This window comes from Enterobacter cloacae (assembly GCF_013375935.1).
Taxonomy (GTDB): domain Bacteria; phylum Pseudomonadota; class Gammaproteobacteria; order Enterobacterales; family Enterobacteriaceae; genus Enterobacter; species Enterobacter pasteurii.
This window is the reverse complement of the sequence record NZ_CP056117.1, coordinates 2,571,386-2,586,040: the sequence shown is the minus strand read 5'-3', so window position 1 is coordinate 2,586,040 and position 14,655 is coordinate 2,571,386. Positions and strand designations below refer to the sequence as shown.

Annotated in this window: 13 protein-coding genes; 3 read left to right on the top strand and 10 right to left on the bottom strand. The window is 60.9% G+C overall.

Going from position 1 to position 14,655, the window contains the following annotated elements:
* The first annotated feature begins 10 nt into the window (after window positions 1–10).
* The gene (locus HWQ14_RS12205; RefSeq protein ID WP_176609852.1) at window positions 11–1,525 is read left to right on the top strand and encodes a tripartite tricarboxylate transporter permease; all 1,515 of its coding nucleotides are present in this window, start codon (window positions 11–13) and stop codon (window positions 1,523–1,525) included.
* Here HWQ14_RS12205 and menE read toward each other — a convergent pair whose 3' ends face one another.
* From menE to HWQ14_RS12165, 8 genes are all read right to left on the bottom strand, one after another.
* Window positions 1,526–2,887: an o-succinylbenzoate--CoA ligase gene (gene menE / locus HWQ14_RS12200; RefSeq protein ID WP_176609851.1), complete on the bottom strand. Its 1,362-nt coding sequence runs from the start codon at window positions 2,885–2,887 to the stop codon at window positions 1,526–1,528.
* Entirely contained in the window at window positions 2,884–3,849 is a 966-nt protein-coding gene (menC, locus tag HWQ14_RS12195; protein ID WP_176609850.1) for an o-succinylbenzoate synthase, read from the bottom strand. The genes menE and menC overlap by 4 nt, the downstream gene beginning before the upstream one ends.
* Entirely contained in the window at window positions 3,849–4,706 is an 858-nt protein-coding gene (menB, locus tag HWQ14_RS12190; RefSeq protein WP_176609849.1) for a 1,4-dihydroxy-2-naphthoyl-CoA synthase, read from the bottom strand. Before menB ends, menC begins: the two co-directional genes overlap by 1 nt.
* Window positions 4,703–5,479 carry a 2-succinyl-6-hydroxy-2,4-cyclohexadiene-1-carboxylate synthase gene (gene menH, locus HWQ14_RS12185; protein ID WP_176609848.1) on the bottom strand — a complete coding sequence of 259 codons (777 nt, stop codon included), beginning with the start codon at window positions 5,477–5,479 and terminating at the stop codon, window positions 4,703–4,705. Before menH ends, menB begins: the two co-directional genes overlap by 4 nt.
* Window positions 5,476–7,146: a 2-succinyl-5-enolpyruvyl-6-hydroxy-3-cyclohexene-1-carboxylic-acid synthase gene (gene menD / locus HWQ14_RS12180; protein ID WP_176609847.1), complete on the bottom strand. Its 1,671-nt coding sequence runs from the start codon at window positions 7,144–7,146 to the stop codon at window positions 5,476–5,478. The genes menH and menD overlap by 4 nt, the downstream gene beginning before the upstream one ends.
* 88 nt (window positions 7,147–7,234) lie before the next feature.
* Window positions 7,235–8,530 (bottom strand): isochorismate synthase MenF, encoded by a 1,296-nt coding sequence (menF, locus tag HWQ14_RS12175; protein WP_176609846.1) that lies wholly within the window; start codon window positions 8,528–8,530, stop codon window positions 7,235–7,237.
* 86 nt (window positions 8,531–8,616) lie between these two features.
* A complete protein-coding gene (gene elaB / locus HWQ14_RS12170) occupies window positions 8,617–8,922 on the bottom strand; it encodes a stress response protein ElaB (RefSeq protein WP_148419912.1) in 306 nt (101 codons plus the stop codon).
* Window positions 8,923–8,975: 53 nt separating this feature from the next.
* Window positions 8,976–9,437, bottom strand: a complete 462-nt coding sequence (locus HWQ14_RS12165; protein WP_176609845.1) for a GNAT family N-acetyltransferase — start codon at window positions 9,435–9,437, stop codon at window positions 8,976–8,978.
* 71 nt (window positions 9,438–9,508) lie between these two features.
* Here HWQ14_RS12165 and rbn point away from each other — a divergent pair, with 71 nt between their 5' ends.
* Both rbn and HWQ14_RS12155 read left to right on the top strand, forming a co-directional pair.
* Window positions 9,509–10,426 carry a ribonuclease BN gene (gene rbn, locus HWQ14_RS12160; protein WP_176609844.1) on the top strand — a complete coding sequence of 306 codons (918 nt, stop codon included), beginning with the start codon at window positions 9,509–9,511 and terminating at the stop codon, window positions 10,424–10,426.
* Between the two features lie 64 nt (window positions 10,427–10,490).
* A complete protein-coding gene (locus tag HWQ14_RS12155) occupies window positions 10,491–11,495 on the top strand; it encodes a chemotaxis protein (RefSeq protein ID WP_176609843.1) in 1,005 nt (334 codons plus the stop codon).
* A 92-nt stretch (window positions 11,496–11,587) separates the two neighbouring features.
* On the opposite strand, the gene nuoN is transcribed toward HWQ14_RS12155, so the two are convergent.
* Complete coding sequence (gene nuoN / locus HWQ14_RS12150; protein ID WP_176609842.1) at window positions 11,588–13,045, bottom strand: NADH-quinone oxidoreductase subunit NuoN; 1,458 nt, start codon at window positions 13,043–13,045, stop codon at window positions 11,588–11,590.
* Between the two features lie 6 nt (window positions 13,046–13,051).
* A complete protein-coding gene (gene nuoM / locus HWQ14_RS12145; RefSeq protein WP_148419917.1) occupies window positions 13,052–14,581 on the bottom strand; it encodes an NADH-quinone oxidoreductase subunit M in 1,530 nt (509 codons plus the stop codon).
* Window positions 14,582–14,655 lie beyond the last annotated feature (74 nt).

Sequence of the window (14,655 nt, the reverse complement as noted above, 5' to 3'; positions counted from 1 at the left end):
GGAGCACGCTATGGATACCTGGATCTATCTCTCTCAGGGGTTCGCGGTAGCGATGACCCCGGAAAACCTGGTGATTGCCCTGATCGGCTGTTTCGTCGGGACCATTGTCGGCCTGCTGCCCGGCCTTGGCCCCATCAACGGCGTGGCGATTTTATTGCCGCTGGCCTTTGCCCTGCATCTGCCCGCCGAATCGGCGCTGATCCTGCTGGCGACGGTATATATCGGCTGTGAATACGGCGGGCGGATTTCGTCGATACTGCTTAACGTGCCCGGCGATGCCGCCGCCATTATGACCGCGCTGGATGGTTATCCGATGGCGCAGCAGGGGCGCGGCGGCGTGGCGCTCTCGATTTCCGCCGTCAGCTCGTTCTGTGGCTCCCTGATCGCCATTGGCGGCATCATCCTGTTCGCCCCGGCGCTGGCCCAGTGGTCGCTGGCCTTTGGTCCGGCCGAATATTTTGCCCTGATGGTGTTCGCCATCGCCTGCCTCGGCAGCATGATGGCGCAGAACCCGCTGAAGTCGTTTTTATCCGCGCTGATTGGCTTAGGGTTAGCCACCGTCGGCGTGGATGCCAACACCGGGGTTTATCGCTTTACCTTCGACAGCGTTCACCTGTCCGACGGCGTGCAGTTTATCGTCGTCGTGATTGGCCTGTTCTCCGTATCGGAAATCTTGCTGATGCTGGAACATACCAGCAGCGGGCAGACGCTGGTGCGTAAAACCGGCCGTATGCTCTTTAACGCCAAAGAGGGGGCGCAGTGCGTGGGTGCCACCCTGCGTTCGTCGGTAATCGGTTTCTTCGTCGGCATTCTGCCCGGCGCGGGGGCAACCATCGCCAGCGCCATTACCTACATGACGGAGAAGAAGCTGAGCGGTAACGGCGACAGCTTCGGCAAAGGCGATATACGCGGCGTGGCGGCGCCAGAGGCGGCCAATAACGCCTCGGCCTGCGGCTCGTTTATCCCGATGCTGACGCTCGGCGTGCCGGGCTCCGGCACCACGGCGGTGATGATGGGCGCGCTGACGCTCTATAACATCACTCCCGGTCCGGCGATGTTTACCGAGCAGCCCGATATCGTCTGGGGCTTGATTGCGGCGCTGCTGATCGCCAACGTGATGCTGCTGGTGATGAACATCCCGCTGATCGGCCTGTTTACCCGAATGCTGACCATTCCCCTGTGGTTCCTGGTCCCGGCTATCGCCGCCGTTTCTGCGGTTGGGGTATACGCGGTGCACAGTACCACCTTCGACCTGGTGTTAATGGTGCTGCTCGGGGTGCTGGGGTACATCTTACGCAAGATGCACTTCCCGATGTCGCCGCTGATTTTAGGGTTCGTGCTGGGTGAAATGCTGGAGCAGAACCTGCGCCGCGCCCTCTCCATCAGCAACGGCAACATGGCGATTCTGTGGGAAAGCAGCGTGACGAAGATCCTGCTGGGGATGGCGATCATGGTTATTGTCGTGCCGCCGGTGCTGCGCTGGATGCGCCGACGCCACCACAAACCGCAGCCGGATATCGGCTGATTATCCCCTCAACAGGGCATTGACCCACTGCTTTAACGCCTGGCGGGAGATCTTTATCCCGCCATTTTTTAGCTCCGGCGGCAGGGCCAGCCAGTGCACCGGCTGCTCAAAGCGCGCCAGCCTGCCCTTAACCCACTCCGGTAACAGCGTGATATCCGTGCCGGGCTCGCATTCCACTACCGCAACCGGGCGCTGCCCGAACTCAACGTCATCCAGCGGAACGATAAACGCCTGGCTCACCTGCGGATGCGTGACGATGACGCGCTCCAGCGCTTCCGGCTGGATCCCTTCTCCGCCGCTGAAGAATAGGTTGTCCATCCGGCCCAGAATGGTCAGACGGCCGTTACGCCACTCGCCGCGATCGCGGGTGGCAAACCAGCCCTGCTCGTTGACCAGCGGCAGCAGCGCGCCGTCTCGCCAGTAGCCCGTTGCCATGCTGTCTGCCCGGATCCAGACCTCACCGTTGACCACCTGAACCTCCCTGCCCGGCAGCGCGCTGCCCACGTCGGGCTCGCCGTCGGCCGCCTTGGCGCAGACGGTGGAAGCAAACTCGGTCAGGCCGTAGCCGCAGAAGGTGCGGATCCCCTTCTCGCGCGCCTGTTCGGTCAGCTCAACGGGGATTTCCGCTCCGCCGAGCAGCACGGCCTTCAGCGCGACGGGATGGTGTGAATTGAGCAGTCGCCACAGCTGGGTCGGCACCAGCGAGGCGTGGGTGCAGCCCCGTAGCGCCTGCTCCATCGGCTGTTTTTCGCGCACGGTAATACGGCCTCCGCCCTGCAGCCAGCGCCACAAGATCCCCTGACCGGAGACGTGAAACAGCGGCAGGGACAGCAGCCAGTCGTCGTCACCGCCGTAAGGCATCAGCGACAGCACGCCTTTTGCGCTCGCAAGGTGGGCAGCGCAGGTGTGCACCGCCGCCTTCGGCAGGCCGGTGGAGCCGGAGGTGAGCGTCATCGAGGCCAGACGTTCCGCCCGCCACGTCACGCCGCCCTGCCCCTCTCCCTCTCTTACCGCCAGCGCGGGCAGACCGTCATATTCACCGTTGAGCACCAGCGCAAAGCGCAGCGTCATCTGCGGCAGCAGCACGTTCAGCAGGGGACGCGGAAGCTGAGGGTTTACCGGCAGAATGCGTGCGCCGCACTGCAGCAGCGCAAGCCAGGCCAGCAGGGTCCGGGGATGGTTGTGGGCGAGCAGCATGACGCCGTCACCGTCCCTCACCCCCTGAGACTGAAAACCGGCTGCCAGCCTGTCGATACGCTCGCACAGCTGAGACCAGCTGAGCGTTACATCGCCTAAGCGCAGCGCGGGCCTGTCGGCATGCCGCGCGCGCCAGTGCCGCCACGGCCAGTCGATAAAAGTCATTGCAGCGGCTCCAGCGCCCCAGCGTCGAGGCACGGCAGGGTGCTGTCTGGCCAACGGCGAATAAGCTGCGCCTGCATCAGGTTCAGCGTATCGAGGCCAGGAGTGGTCTGCGGCGTTAGCCAGGCGGCAACGCGCGCCAGCTGCGTCAGCCCAAGGCTTGACTCGATGGACGAGCTGATTACCGCCGTCAGCCCCGAAGCATGGGCCGCCGCGACCTGCTCGCGCACCGTATTAAGGCTGCCGGTCAGCGTCGGCTTGATGACCACGGCACTGACGCCGGGCTCGGCGAAGAAGGCAAAATCGGCTTCGCGCAGGCTTTCATCCCAGGCGATAGCAATGCCCGTTTCCCTGGCAAAGGCGCGGGAATCGTCGCGGGTTTTGCACGGCTCCTCGAGAAACGCAATGCGGCTGCGGTACGCGGGGTTAACGTATTTCGCGAACTGCTGCGCCTTGAGCGGCGTCCAGGCGCGGTTGGCGTCCAGGCGCAGGCGCAGGTCGGGGATGGCTTCCAGCAGCAGGTTGACCACCATCCCGTCGCGCACCGCTTCGTACAGGCCGACCTTGATTTTCGCCACCTTCTCGCCCGGCATCGCGGAGAGCAGCGCGAAGAGTTCATCCGGATCGCCGGTGCAGAGCGGGGCGGCGCGATAGTTCGCCGCCTCCGGCAAACTGCCGTCCAGCTCTGCCAGCGCGCAGCTGATGCCGAACGCGGCGGAAGGAACGTCCGGCAGCGCCGGATCGTCTCCCTCGCGCCAGTCGTGCGTCCAGGCCATCAGCGCGGCCTGCGCCTCGTCCAGCGTTTCCAGGCTAAAGCCCGGAAGCGGGGCTATCTCGCCCCACCCTTCCCGCTCGCCCTCCCGAAGGTGCACGAAAAAGCCGTCACGGGTTTTTAACCGCCGTTCACGCAGCACCACGCCCGCGTCCATCGGTATCTGCCAGCGGTAAACCTGCGCGCGACGCATTACGGGTTCCGTTTGTATTTGCTGAAGTCTGGCTGGCGTTTTTCGTTGAACGCGTTGCGCCCTTCCTGACCCTCTTCGGTCATATAGAACAGCATGGTCGCGTTGCCCGCCAGCTCCTGAAGGCCCGCCTGGCCGTCACAGTCGGCGTTGAGCGCGGCTTTCAGGCAGCGCAGCGCCATTGGGCTGTTTTGCAGCATTTCGCGACACCAGCGCACGGTCTCTTTCTCAAGATCGGCAACGGGCACCACGGTGTTGACCAGCCCCATATCCAGCGCTTCCTGCGCGTTGTACTGGCGGCACAGGAACCAGATCTCGCGGGCTTTTTTCTGGCCGACGATGCGCGCCATGTAGGATGCGCCCCAGCCGCCGTCGAAGGAGCCCACTTTCGGGCCGGTCTGGCCGAAGATGGCGTTTTCCGCCGCGATGGTCAGGTCGCACATCATGTGCAGCACGTGGCCGCCGCCGATGGAATAACCTGCCACCATTGCCACCACCGGTTTCGGGCAGGTGCGGATCTGGCGCTGGAAATCCAGCACGTTCAGGTGGTGCGTACCCGCATCGTCCTGGTATCCGCCGTAGTCGCCACGCACTTTTTGATCGCCGCCGGAGCAGAAGGCTTTTTCGCCTTCACCGGTCAGGACGATGACGCCGATGCTGTCGTCGTAGCGGGCATCCGCCAGCGCCTGGATCATCTCTTTGACGGTCAGCGGACGAAACGCGTTGCGCACCTGAGGGCGGTTAATGGTGATTTTGGCAATGCCGTCGGCGGACTTGTGGTAACGAATGTCGGTGTAGCCTTCGGAGCAGTCCTGCCATTCAACCGGCGCGTAAAGCATGTTTTCATCAGGATAGATCATAGCGTGTCCTTTGTTCGATAACGCAGTATCTGAGCCAGACTCGCGGCAACCGCATCCGGGTTTTCCCGGTGGGCGTTGTGTCCGGCATGAGGGATAGCATGACGCGTGGCGTTAAGTTCAGCAGCGATGGCGTTGAACTTCTCATCACGTTCGCCATAGAGATAGTAAAAAGGAAAATCACGCGCGCTGAGCGCGGGACGCAGGTCAGGCTGAACGGCAAGCGAGGTGGCTTCCAGCATCTCTGCCAGCTTCAGGCCGTTGTTCCGGCTGCGCAGGGCGATAAGCGCGCGGCGCTGCGCCTGCGTGAGGGAGGCAAAGACGGGCTGCTGATACCAGTCGGCAAAGACATTTTCCAGCGGCTCGCCGCGAAAACGTGACGCCCAGCGGCGGTCGGATACAAGCCGCGCCTCGCGCGCCTCGGCCTGGAGCAGGCCCGGGTGCCCGCCTTCCACAATCAGCCCGTTCAGGCCCGCAGGACGCTGGCAGGCATGAAACATCGCAATGCGGCCGCCGAGGGAGTACCCCACCAGCCAGTATTTCAGTATGTTGTAACTAATAAGGGTGCGGGTAAGCAGCGCGCTCATCCCGGCAAACCCCGTCACGCCGACGCCCGCTGACTCACCGTGTCCCGGCAGGTCCAGGTAGAGCCGGGGATAGTCCTTCAGCGACGCTCCAACAGCCTGCCACTCGCGGCGGTCGCCGGAAAAACCGTGCAGGAAAACCAGCCAGGGGTAGCCTGGCTTTCCGGGCTGCGTGACGCCTGCGAGGATCACAGGTGGCTCACCTGCGCCAGCAGAGTTTGCAGCTTCTGCGCGCCTTCAGAATCGTTGACCACCAGCTCAATCAGCGTTGCGCCGGGCTGTCGCCAGGCGGTGCTCAGCGCCGTTTCCAGATCGTCCCAGCTTTCCGGGCGATGGTATTTAAGGCTGAACATGGCGGCGGCATGTTCAAACTGCACGTTCTGCGGCATCAGATAGAAGCGCTCGCGTTCGCTCTGCGGGGTCGGCAGCAGCGAGAAAATCTGGCCGCCGTTATTGTTAACGACAATCAGCACAAACGGTGCCGACGCCTGACGCAGCAGCGCCAGCGCGTTGAGATCGTAGAGCGCGGAGAGGTCCCCCACAATTGCCAGCGTGGATTTGGCGCTGGCGCGCTGTACGCCGGCCGAGGTGGAGATCAGGCCGTCAATGCCGCTCGCCCCCCGGTTGCTGTACACCGGGTAACCAGCGGGCAGCTTCGAGAGGGCGTCAATCAGGCGCACGACGAGGCTGTTACCGACAAAAAGCTGCCCCTGCTCGGGAAGATATTTCCGGATACGGTGCGCCAGCCCGGCTTCACTGAACGCTTCGCACTGCGCTTTGGTAATCTCCCACGCCTGGCGTGACAGCTCGGGGATCGCTACCGCCCAGGGCTTGCGTTTTTCCGCCGGATGCAGCGCCAGCCAGGTATCGATATCGCTCACCAGGCGACGGCCGCGGTGGTGCGCCGGATCGAGGCGCCCTTCGAGCGGATCCACCAGCCAGTACTCTTCCGGCGTACAGGTGGCCTGCCACTGAAGCAGGCGTTTACCCGTCAGGCTCGATCCCAGCTGGACGACAATCTGCGCCTGCGCCAGCTCGGTGACCGCTTTCGCGTTCCCCAGCCAGAGATCGGCGCACGGCAGCGGCTGACCCGTCTGGGAAAGCACGTCACCTATCAGCGGCCAGCCAAGCGTTTGGGCCCACTCCGCCGCCAGCCTGCCTTCCGCCGCGCTCATCCGCCCGGCAAGCACCACGCCGCGCTTCTGACGCCAGAAGAACCAGTCGCGCTGCTTTGCGCTTTCCAGATGCGTTTGCTCGCGCAGCCACGGCTTTTCGCTCTCCCACCACTCTCCGAGCTGCTGCTGCCAGGCGAGGCCGGTATCGTTCATTTCGCCGTACAGCGGCTCGGCAAACGGGCAGTTGATGTGCAGCCCGCCGCTGCGCAGCGCGTTCATGGCGTGGTCAAGGGTGGAGACCAGCCAGCTGGCGGGAATATCCTGAGTGGGGCGCGGCAGCGAAACCGTCTGAGAAGGATGCGAAGCAAAGATGCCGGGCTGGCGAATCGCCTGGTTAGCGCCGCAGTCAATAAGTTCAGGGGGGCGATCGGCAGTCAGTAAAATCAGCTTCTCACCGGTTAAGCCCGCTTCAATCAGCGCCGGGTAGAGGTTCGCCACCGCCGTACCGGACGTGACGATCACCGCCACGGGCGCCTTGCTGACCTTCGCCAGCCCGAGTGCCAGATGGCCCAGGCCGCGCTCGTCAAAATGGGTGTGATGAATAAAAGCCCGGTTTTCCGCCGCTGCAAGGGTGAGCGGCGTGGAGCGAGAGCCCGGGGCAATACACACGTGCCTGACGCCATGGCGGGTCAGGGCTTCAAGGATCACCGTCGCCCAGCGTCGGTTAAAAGAACTTACTGACATGAGGTTGTCCAGTATCAAGAATGCGACACAGTATAAATAATAGAAAAAATCAGAATTTTGATGTGAATCGGGATTGCGCGAATCAGTATTAATCCCTAAGGAGAAGGGAGCGCAGCCCGGCGGCTTTGTTTTCTATCTCCTGCCACTCCTGCTCCGGATCGGAGCCGCTGACGATGCCCGCCCCGGCATAAAGGCGCAGCGCGTCGTCGTGGACGCGGGCGGAGCGTAATGCCACGCAGAATTCACTTTGTTCGACCGACAGATAGCCCGCCGAGCCGGCGTACCACTCCCGATCAAACGGCTCCACTTTCTCAATAAACTCACGCGCGGCCTGACGCGGCAGCCCGGCCACCGCAGCCGTCGGTTGCAGGGCGTGCAGACACTGCTCGTCGTCAGGCTGTTTAAGCTCGGTCCAGATGCAGCGGCGCAGGTGCTGTACCTTGCGCAGACGCAGCACCTGCGGGGGCAGTACCTCAAGCGTCCGGGTATGGTGCTGAAGACGCTGGCAGATATCTTCCACCACCAGCATATTTTCACGCTGATTTTTGTCGTCGTTCATCAGCCAGTCGCCTAAATGCCTGGCCTGCCTGTCGTCGGTATGGCTGGCAACGGTGCCTGCCAGCGCTTCGGTGCGCAGCAGCGTGCCGCGCCGCCGCCACAGGCGCTCTGGGGTCGAACCGAGAAACGCGTTGCCGGCATCGAAAACCATACAAAAATGGTAGCAGTTGAGGTTCAGCGCGCGGCTGGCGGCCATCAGCGCAATCGCGTCTACGGGCTGCCTGCACTGCAAATCCGTCGCTCGCGCCAGCACCACTTTTTCGACATCGCCGAGCGCGATGGTATCCGTCGCCAGACGGATCAGCCGCAGCCACTCCGGCTTTTGTGGATGATGCGTTTCCTGCGCAACCTGAACGGACAGCGGGCGAATTGGGGCGGCATCGCGCAGGCTGTCTATAACGCTCAGCGCCTGACGGGCATCTTCACGCAGGGACGTTTCGCTCCAGAGCTGCAGGCGCAGCGTGGCGACGCCGGCAGACCGTCGCCAGAGCAGGCGCGGCAAAAACAGGTTTCCCTGCGCCGGGTTGAAGGCGTTCAGGCCGCAGATGCGGGTATCATCTGCCGCATCATGGGCATGCAAAAACCGTGAGGCCGAGGCCAGAGAATCAAAGTGGACGAGGCTTCCCAGCGCGGCAAGCTCCTCATCGCCGCTGCGCTGCTGCCAGTAGAACTGAGGATAGCTCCGCTGCGCGCCCAGCCATGCCAGGGGATCGAAGGCATCGTTTAACGGGAATGAAACGTCGAAATGACGTAAGCCGGGCGTAGCGGGTAACGCTTGCGCAAGCTGAGTGCGCAGGCGTTCCAGCGCGAGGAAAATCGAATGCACGCGAACCTCTCCCTGTTAAAACCTACTATTATACGGGGTACTGACGATAAATAGCAGTACCCACGTTTAGGGAGGGGTTTAGCGGCTTAACGGCGGGCTAACAGCAGGCCCAGCACCAGCCCTACGGCTGCCCCGACGCCAATGCCCTGCCACGGTTTTTCATGGACGTAATCATCGGCACGATACACCGCCTGCTTTGCGCGGTAGTAGTAATTGTCGGAGGCGTTGCTGACGCGGTTTTTCACATCATGCAGCGCCTGTTCGGCACGCGCTTTAAGCTCAATGTACTTCTGATCGGCAGGATCGCCTGACGAACGAAGCACCTCTTCCAGCGTTTCGCTCAGCAGCGTCAGGTCGTCGTCTGCTCGGGAATCCCAGGATTGAAATGACATAATGTTCTCCATGTTAGTACACCAGTCCGGTAACTATAGACAACGTCTCGCCATTACGCCTGTTTCGCTTCGCGCGCCATGCCGACGTGCGGGATGCCGTCTTCGTCATAGATTTCCGTCACCGGGGCAAAACCGAAATGGGCGTAGAAAGGCTGCAGATGCGCCTGGGCGCCAAGGTATAACGCCTTGTCAGGCCATCGTTTTCTGCACGCTTCCAGCGTTTTTTCCATCAGCTGATAGCCCAGCTTTTCACCGCGGGCGCTGCCGCTGACAATAACCCGGCCAATAACGACGGGGTCGAAATCGTCCTCGCTTTTCAGAATCCTCGCATACGCCACCAGGTCATCACCCCGCCAGCCGAGGATATGCCGGTTCTCACCCACCAGATCGTCGCCGTCGATATCCTGATACGGGCAGGTTTGTTCAACAATAAAGACTTCACAGCGCAGCCTGAGCAGGGCGTATAGTGACTGAACGGTCAGTTCGCCGTGGTGTAAATCTTGCCACTGGATCATGTGTTTCTCCTTCCTGGGGTTCATCACGTTATACTAAACCCCTTCCCATTCGGCAAAGGGCTGATTGCGTTATGGAACTGATTTTTCTGGGTACGTCCGCCGGGGTGCCAACCCGCTCACGAAACGTGACGGCAATTCTGCTGGATCTTAAGCATCCTACCCGCGGCGGGCTGTGGCTGTTTGACTGCGGAGAGGGCACGCAGCATCAGCTGCTGCATACCTCATATCATCCCGGCAAGCTGGATAAGATCTTTATCACGCATCTGCATGGCGATCACCTGTTTGGCCTGCCGGGCCTGCTGTGCAGCCGTTCAATGGCGGGCAACGCCAACCCGCTGACGATTTACGGGCCGGCGGGTATTCAGGAATTTGTTGAGACCACGCTGCGCCTGAGCGGTTCATGGACCGATTATCCGCTGGAGGTGGTGGAGATTGGCGAAGGTCTGGTCTTCGACGACGGCGACTATCAGGTGCGCGCCTACCCGCTTAACCATCCGGTGGAGTGCTATGGCTATCGCGTGGAAGAGCATGATAAACCCGGCGCGCTCAACGCCGCCGCGCTGCAGGCCGATGGCGTTAAACCCGGCCCGCTGTTTCAGCGCCTGAAGCACGGAGAGACCGTCACGCTGGAAGACGGCCGCGTTATCAACGGCCAGGATTATCTTGCGCCGCCGCAGCCGGGCAAAAAACTGGCGATATTCGGCGACACCGCCCCCTGCCCTTCAGCGCTGAGGCTTGCGCAAGGCGTGGACGTGATGGTGCATGAGGCGACGCTGGACGCTGCGATGGAGGAAAAGGCCAACGGCCGGGGCCATAGCTCAACGCGTCAGGCGGCACGGCTTGCCCGTGAAGCAGGCGTCGGGAAGCTGATTGTCACTCACGTCAGCTCGCGCTACGACGCCCGCGGCTGCCAAAGCCTGCTGGCGGAGTGTCGGGAGGTCTTCCCGGCGTGTGAGCTGGCGGTAGATTTCGCTAAGGTCAGCGTTTAGTCCTTCACTTTTCCCTCAGGATGCCGATAACGATTAAAAGGCCAGCATTTCTCTTGAGGGTAGAATGGATAATTTCCAGAAAGATATTGATGACAGGGCGAATCTGACCCTGTCCAACCGTTTTGAACTGTTGCTGTTCCGTCTTGGCACCTCTCTGAACGAAAACAAATCCGAGCTGTTCGGCATCAACGTATTCAAGCTGCGCGAAATTGTGCCGATGCCGACGTTCACCAAACCCGCGGGGATGAAGTCTCCGCTGATGGGGATGGTGAATATTCGCGACCAGGTTATCCCGGTGATCGATCTTGCCGCCGTCGCGGGCTGCAGGCCAGCAACCGGGCTGAACATACTGCTGATCACCGAATATGCCCGCAGCGTGCAGGCGTTTGCCGTGGAATCGGTGGAGAACATCATGCGTCTGGACTGGAAGCAGGTTCACGCGGCCGAAACCGCCGTCAGCGGGCGCTATATCACCAGCATCGCCTGTCTGGACGAGAAGACCGATACCAACGATCTGGCGATGGTGCTGGACGTGGAGCAGATCCTCTACGATATCACCCCGGCCAACCACGATCTGCACGCCACTAACCTGAAGACCACCAAATTCAACATCAAGCCGGGCTCTGTCGCGATTGTTGCGGAAGACTCGAAGGTGGCGCGCTCGATGCTGGAGAAGGGGTTGCAGGCGATGGAGATCCCGGCCCAGCTGCACATCACCGGCAAAGACGCATGGGAGAAAATTACCCAGCTAGCCGCGCAGGCGCAGGCTGAAGGGGTGCCGATCACCGATAAAATTGCCCTGGTGCTGACCGACCTCGAAATGCCGGAGATGGACGGCTTCACGCTGACGCGCAAAATCAAAACCGACCCGGTACTGAAAGATATTCCGGTGGTGATCCACTCGTCGCTCTCCGGCAACGCCAACGAAGACCATATTCGCAAAGTGAAGGCCGACGGCTACGTGGCAAAGTTTGAGCTGAACGAGCTGTCGTCGGTGATTGAAGAGGTGCTGGATCGTTCGATGAAGAAAATTGACGGGCCGTTGATTAGCAGGAAGCAGCTGGCTTAAGTCTGGTGCGGGCTGGTGCCCTCACCCCGTCCCTCTCCCACCGGGAGAGGGCGAAAACCATAAAAAAACCCGCCGAGGCGGGTTTTTTGCTTTTACATCAACGGCATTGCTCGCTGCACGATATCAATCAGCGGCTGCGGATAGATACCGAAGATTAGCACCAGCAGCGCAGAGATCAGCACCACGATACCCCCGGCGCTGTACTGCCAGTTGGACGGTGCATCGCGGTTAAGCTGCTGAGGCGCGCTCAGGTACAGGCTCACCGCTACGCGCAGGTAGTAGTAGAGACCAATAGCGGAGCCTATAACGACGCCCGCAGTCAGCCACCACAGACCCGCCTGCACGCCGACGGCCAGCACGTAGAACTTACCGATAAAGCCCAGCGTCATCGGAATACCCGCCAGCGAGAGCATCATTACGGTCATCACCGCGGACAGGATTGGACAGTGCCAGAACAGACCACGGTAGGAAAACAGAGAATCTGCATCCGGACCACGGTACGGGCTGGACATCAGGCTCACCACGCCGAACGCGCCGAGGCTGCTGAACAGGTAGCCGGCCAGATATACGCCCACGGTTTCCATCGACATCTCGCCGCTTTGCAGCGCAATCAGCGCCACCAGCAGGTAACCCAGATGAGAGATAGAGGAGTAGCCCAGCAGACGCTTGATGTTGGTCTGGCTCAGCGCCATCAGGTTACCGAAGATGATGGAAACGAAGGCGATAATGCCCAGCACCACGCGAACCGCTTCGCTGTCGCCCACCGGCGCGTACAGGAACAGACGCATCACCACGCCGAAGATAGCGATTTTGCTCGCCGTCGCCAGGAAGGTAGAGACCGGCGCGGGTGCGCCCTGGTATACGTCTGGCGTCCACAGGTGGAACGGAACCAGAGACAGCTTGAAGCCAAGGCCAACAATCATCATGCCCAGACCCGCCAGCAGCAGCGGCTCGTGCAGCATGTCGTCTCCGAGGCTCTTGCCGAGCGCCATGAAGGAGAGGTTACCCGTCTGTGCGTACAGCAGCGCGATACCGAACAGCAGGAACGACGACGCGGCAGCGGACAGAATGGTGTACTTGATTGCCGCTTCCAGAGAACGCTTCTGGCGGAAGGCGTAGCCTATCAGGCCGAACAGCGGCAGAGAGATCAGCTCAATACCGAGGAACAGCGCGGCCAGATGGTTCGCATTCGCCAGCAGAATGCCGCCCAGTGCGGCAATCAGTACCAGCAGGTAAAACTCTTCTTTGTTGTCGTTGTAGCCTTCGAGCCACGGGTACGCAAAGGTACAGGTTGCCAGGCTCGCCAGCAGCACCAGACCGGTGTAGAGCATGGCGTAGCCGTCAACGCGCATCAGCGGCGTGACGTCCATCGCTCCCGCCTGGCCAACAAACCAGAGGGAGACTAACGCAGCGTTCAGACCCAGAACGGACAGGGTCGCATTCAGGAAGTGATTGCGTCGCCACGCAATGGAGAGCATCACAACCACCACCGTCAATCCGACGATCAGCAGCGGTAGCAGCGCGATCAGTTGTTGTGGAGTTATTGTCATGGCGAATTACGGCCTTGTAGTAGAAGCAGAATTAACAAACCACTGCTGGATATTACCCATCGCGGAGTGCGAGGTATCCAGAATCGGCTGCGGATAGAAGCCCAGCAGCACCAGCAGTACGACCAGCAGCAGGATGATGAACAGCTCGCGCAGCGACATCCCCGGCAGTTCTTTTGCAGCAATTTCGCTCTTCGCTTTACCGAAGTAAGCGCGATGCAGCATCGCCAGCGAGTACACGGAAGCGAACACCAGACCAAAGGTGGAGATGACGGTAATCATCGGAACCACTTTGAAGCTGCCGAACAGGATCATAAATTCGCCGACGAAGTTACCGGTACCCGGCATCCCCAGGGTGGCAACCGCGAAGAACATGGAAAGCGCTGGCAGCCACTTCATTTTGCCCCACAGGCCGCCCATCATACGCATGTCGCGGGTATGCAGACGTTCGTACAGCTGACCGCACAGGATGAAGAGACCCGCAGCGGAGAGACCGTGCGCAATCATCTGAATGACCGCGCCCTGGTACGCCAGCTGGCTGCCGGTGTAAATAGCAATCAGCACGAAGCCCATGTGGGAAACGGAGGTGTAAGCAATCAGACGTTTGATGTCGTACTGCGTGAAGGCCATCCATGCGCCGTAGAAGATACCGATCACACCCAGCCACATGGCAATCGGTGCGAACTCCGCGGAGGCGTTCGGGAACAGCGGCAGGGAGAAACGCAGCAGACCGTAGGCCGCGGTTTTCAGCAAGATACCCGCGAGGTCAACGGAACCCGCCGTTGGCGCCTGGGAGTGCGCGTCCGGCAGCCAGCCGTGCAGCGGTACCACCGGCATTTTCACCGCGAAGGCGATGAAGAAGCCCAGCATCAGCAGGTATTCCACGCCGTGGGACATTGGCGTCTTCAGCAGGTCTTCATAGTTGAAGGTCCAGACGCCGGTCGCGTTGTAGTGCACGAACACCAGCGCCAGGATAGCAATCAGCATCACCAGACCGCTCGCCTGGGTGTAGATGAAGAACTTGGTTGCCGCCGTGATACGCGTTTTACCGTCGGAGGCCTTGTGGCCCCACAGCGCGATCAGGAAGTACATCGGCACCAGCATCATCTCCCAGAAGAAGAAGAACAGGAACATGTCGATGGCCAGGAACACGCCGATAACGCCGCCCAGGATCCACATCAGGTTCAGGTGGAAGAAGCCCTGGTATTTTTCGATTTCACGCCAGGAACACAGTACCGCCAGAACGCCGAGCAGGCCGGTCAGCACCACCATCAGCAGCGACAGACCGTCAATGGCCAGGTGGATCGTGATGCCGAAACGCGGGATCCACGGCAAAATGAACTCAGACTGCCACTGCGGAAGCCCCGCAGACTGGGTCAGTGAGTAGCCACCCTGCAACCAGAGTTGCAGGCCAAGCGCGAGCGTCAATCCCATGGTGATCAGCGCGATCCAGCGCGGCATCTTCACGCCAAAGCGTTCAGTCTGCCAGCACAGGAAGCCGCCGATGAAGGGAATTAATATTAGCCAGGGTAGTAACATGGCGATTTATATTCCTTTTTAAGGCTCCCAACAGGGGCCTGATTTTCAACGAATTCGAATAAAATTCACTTAAC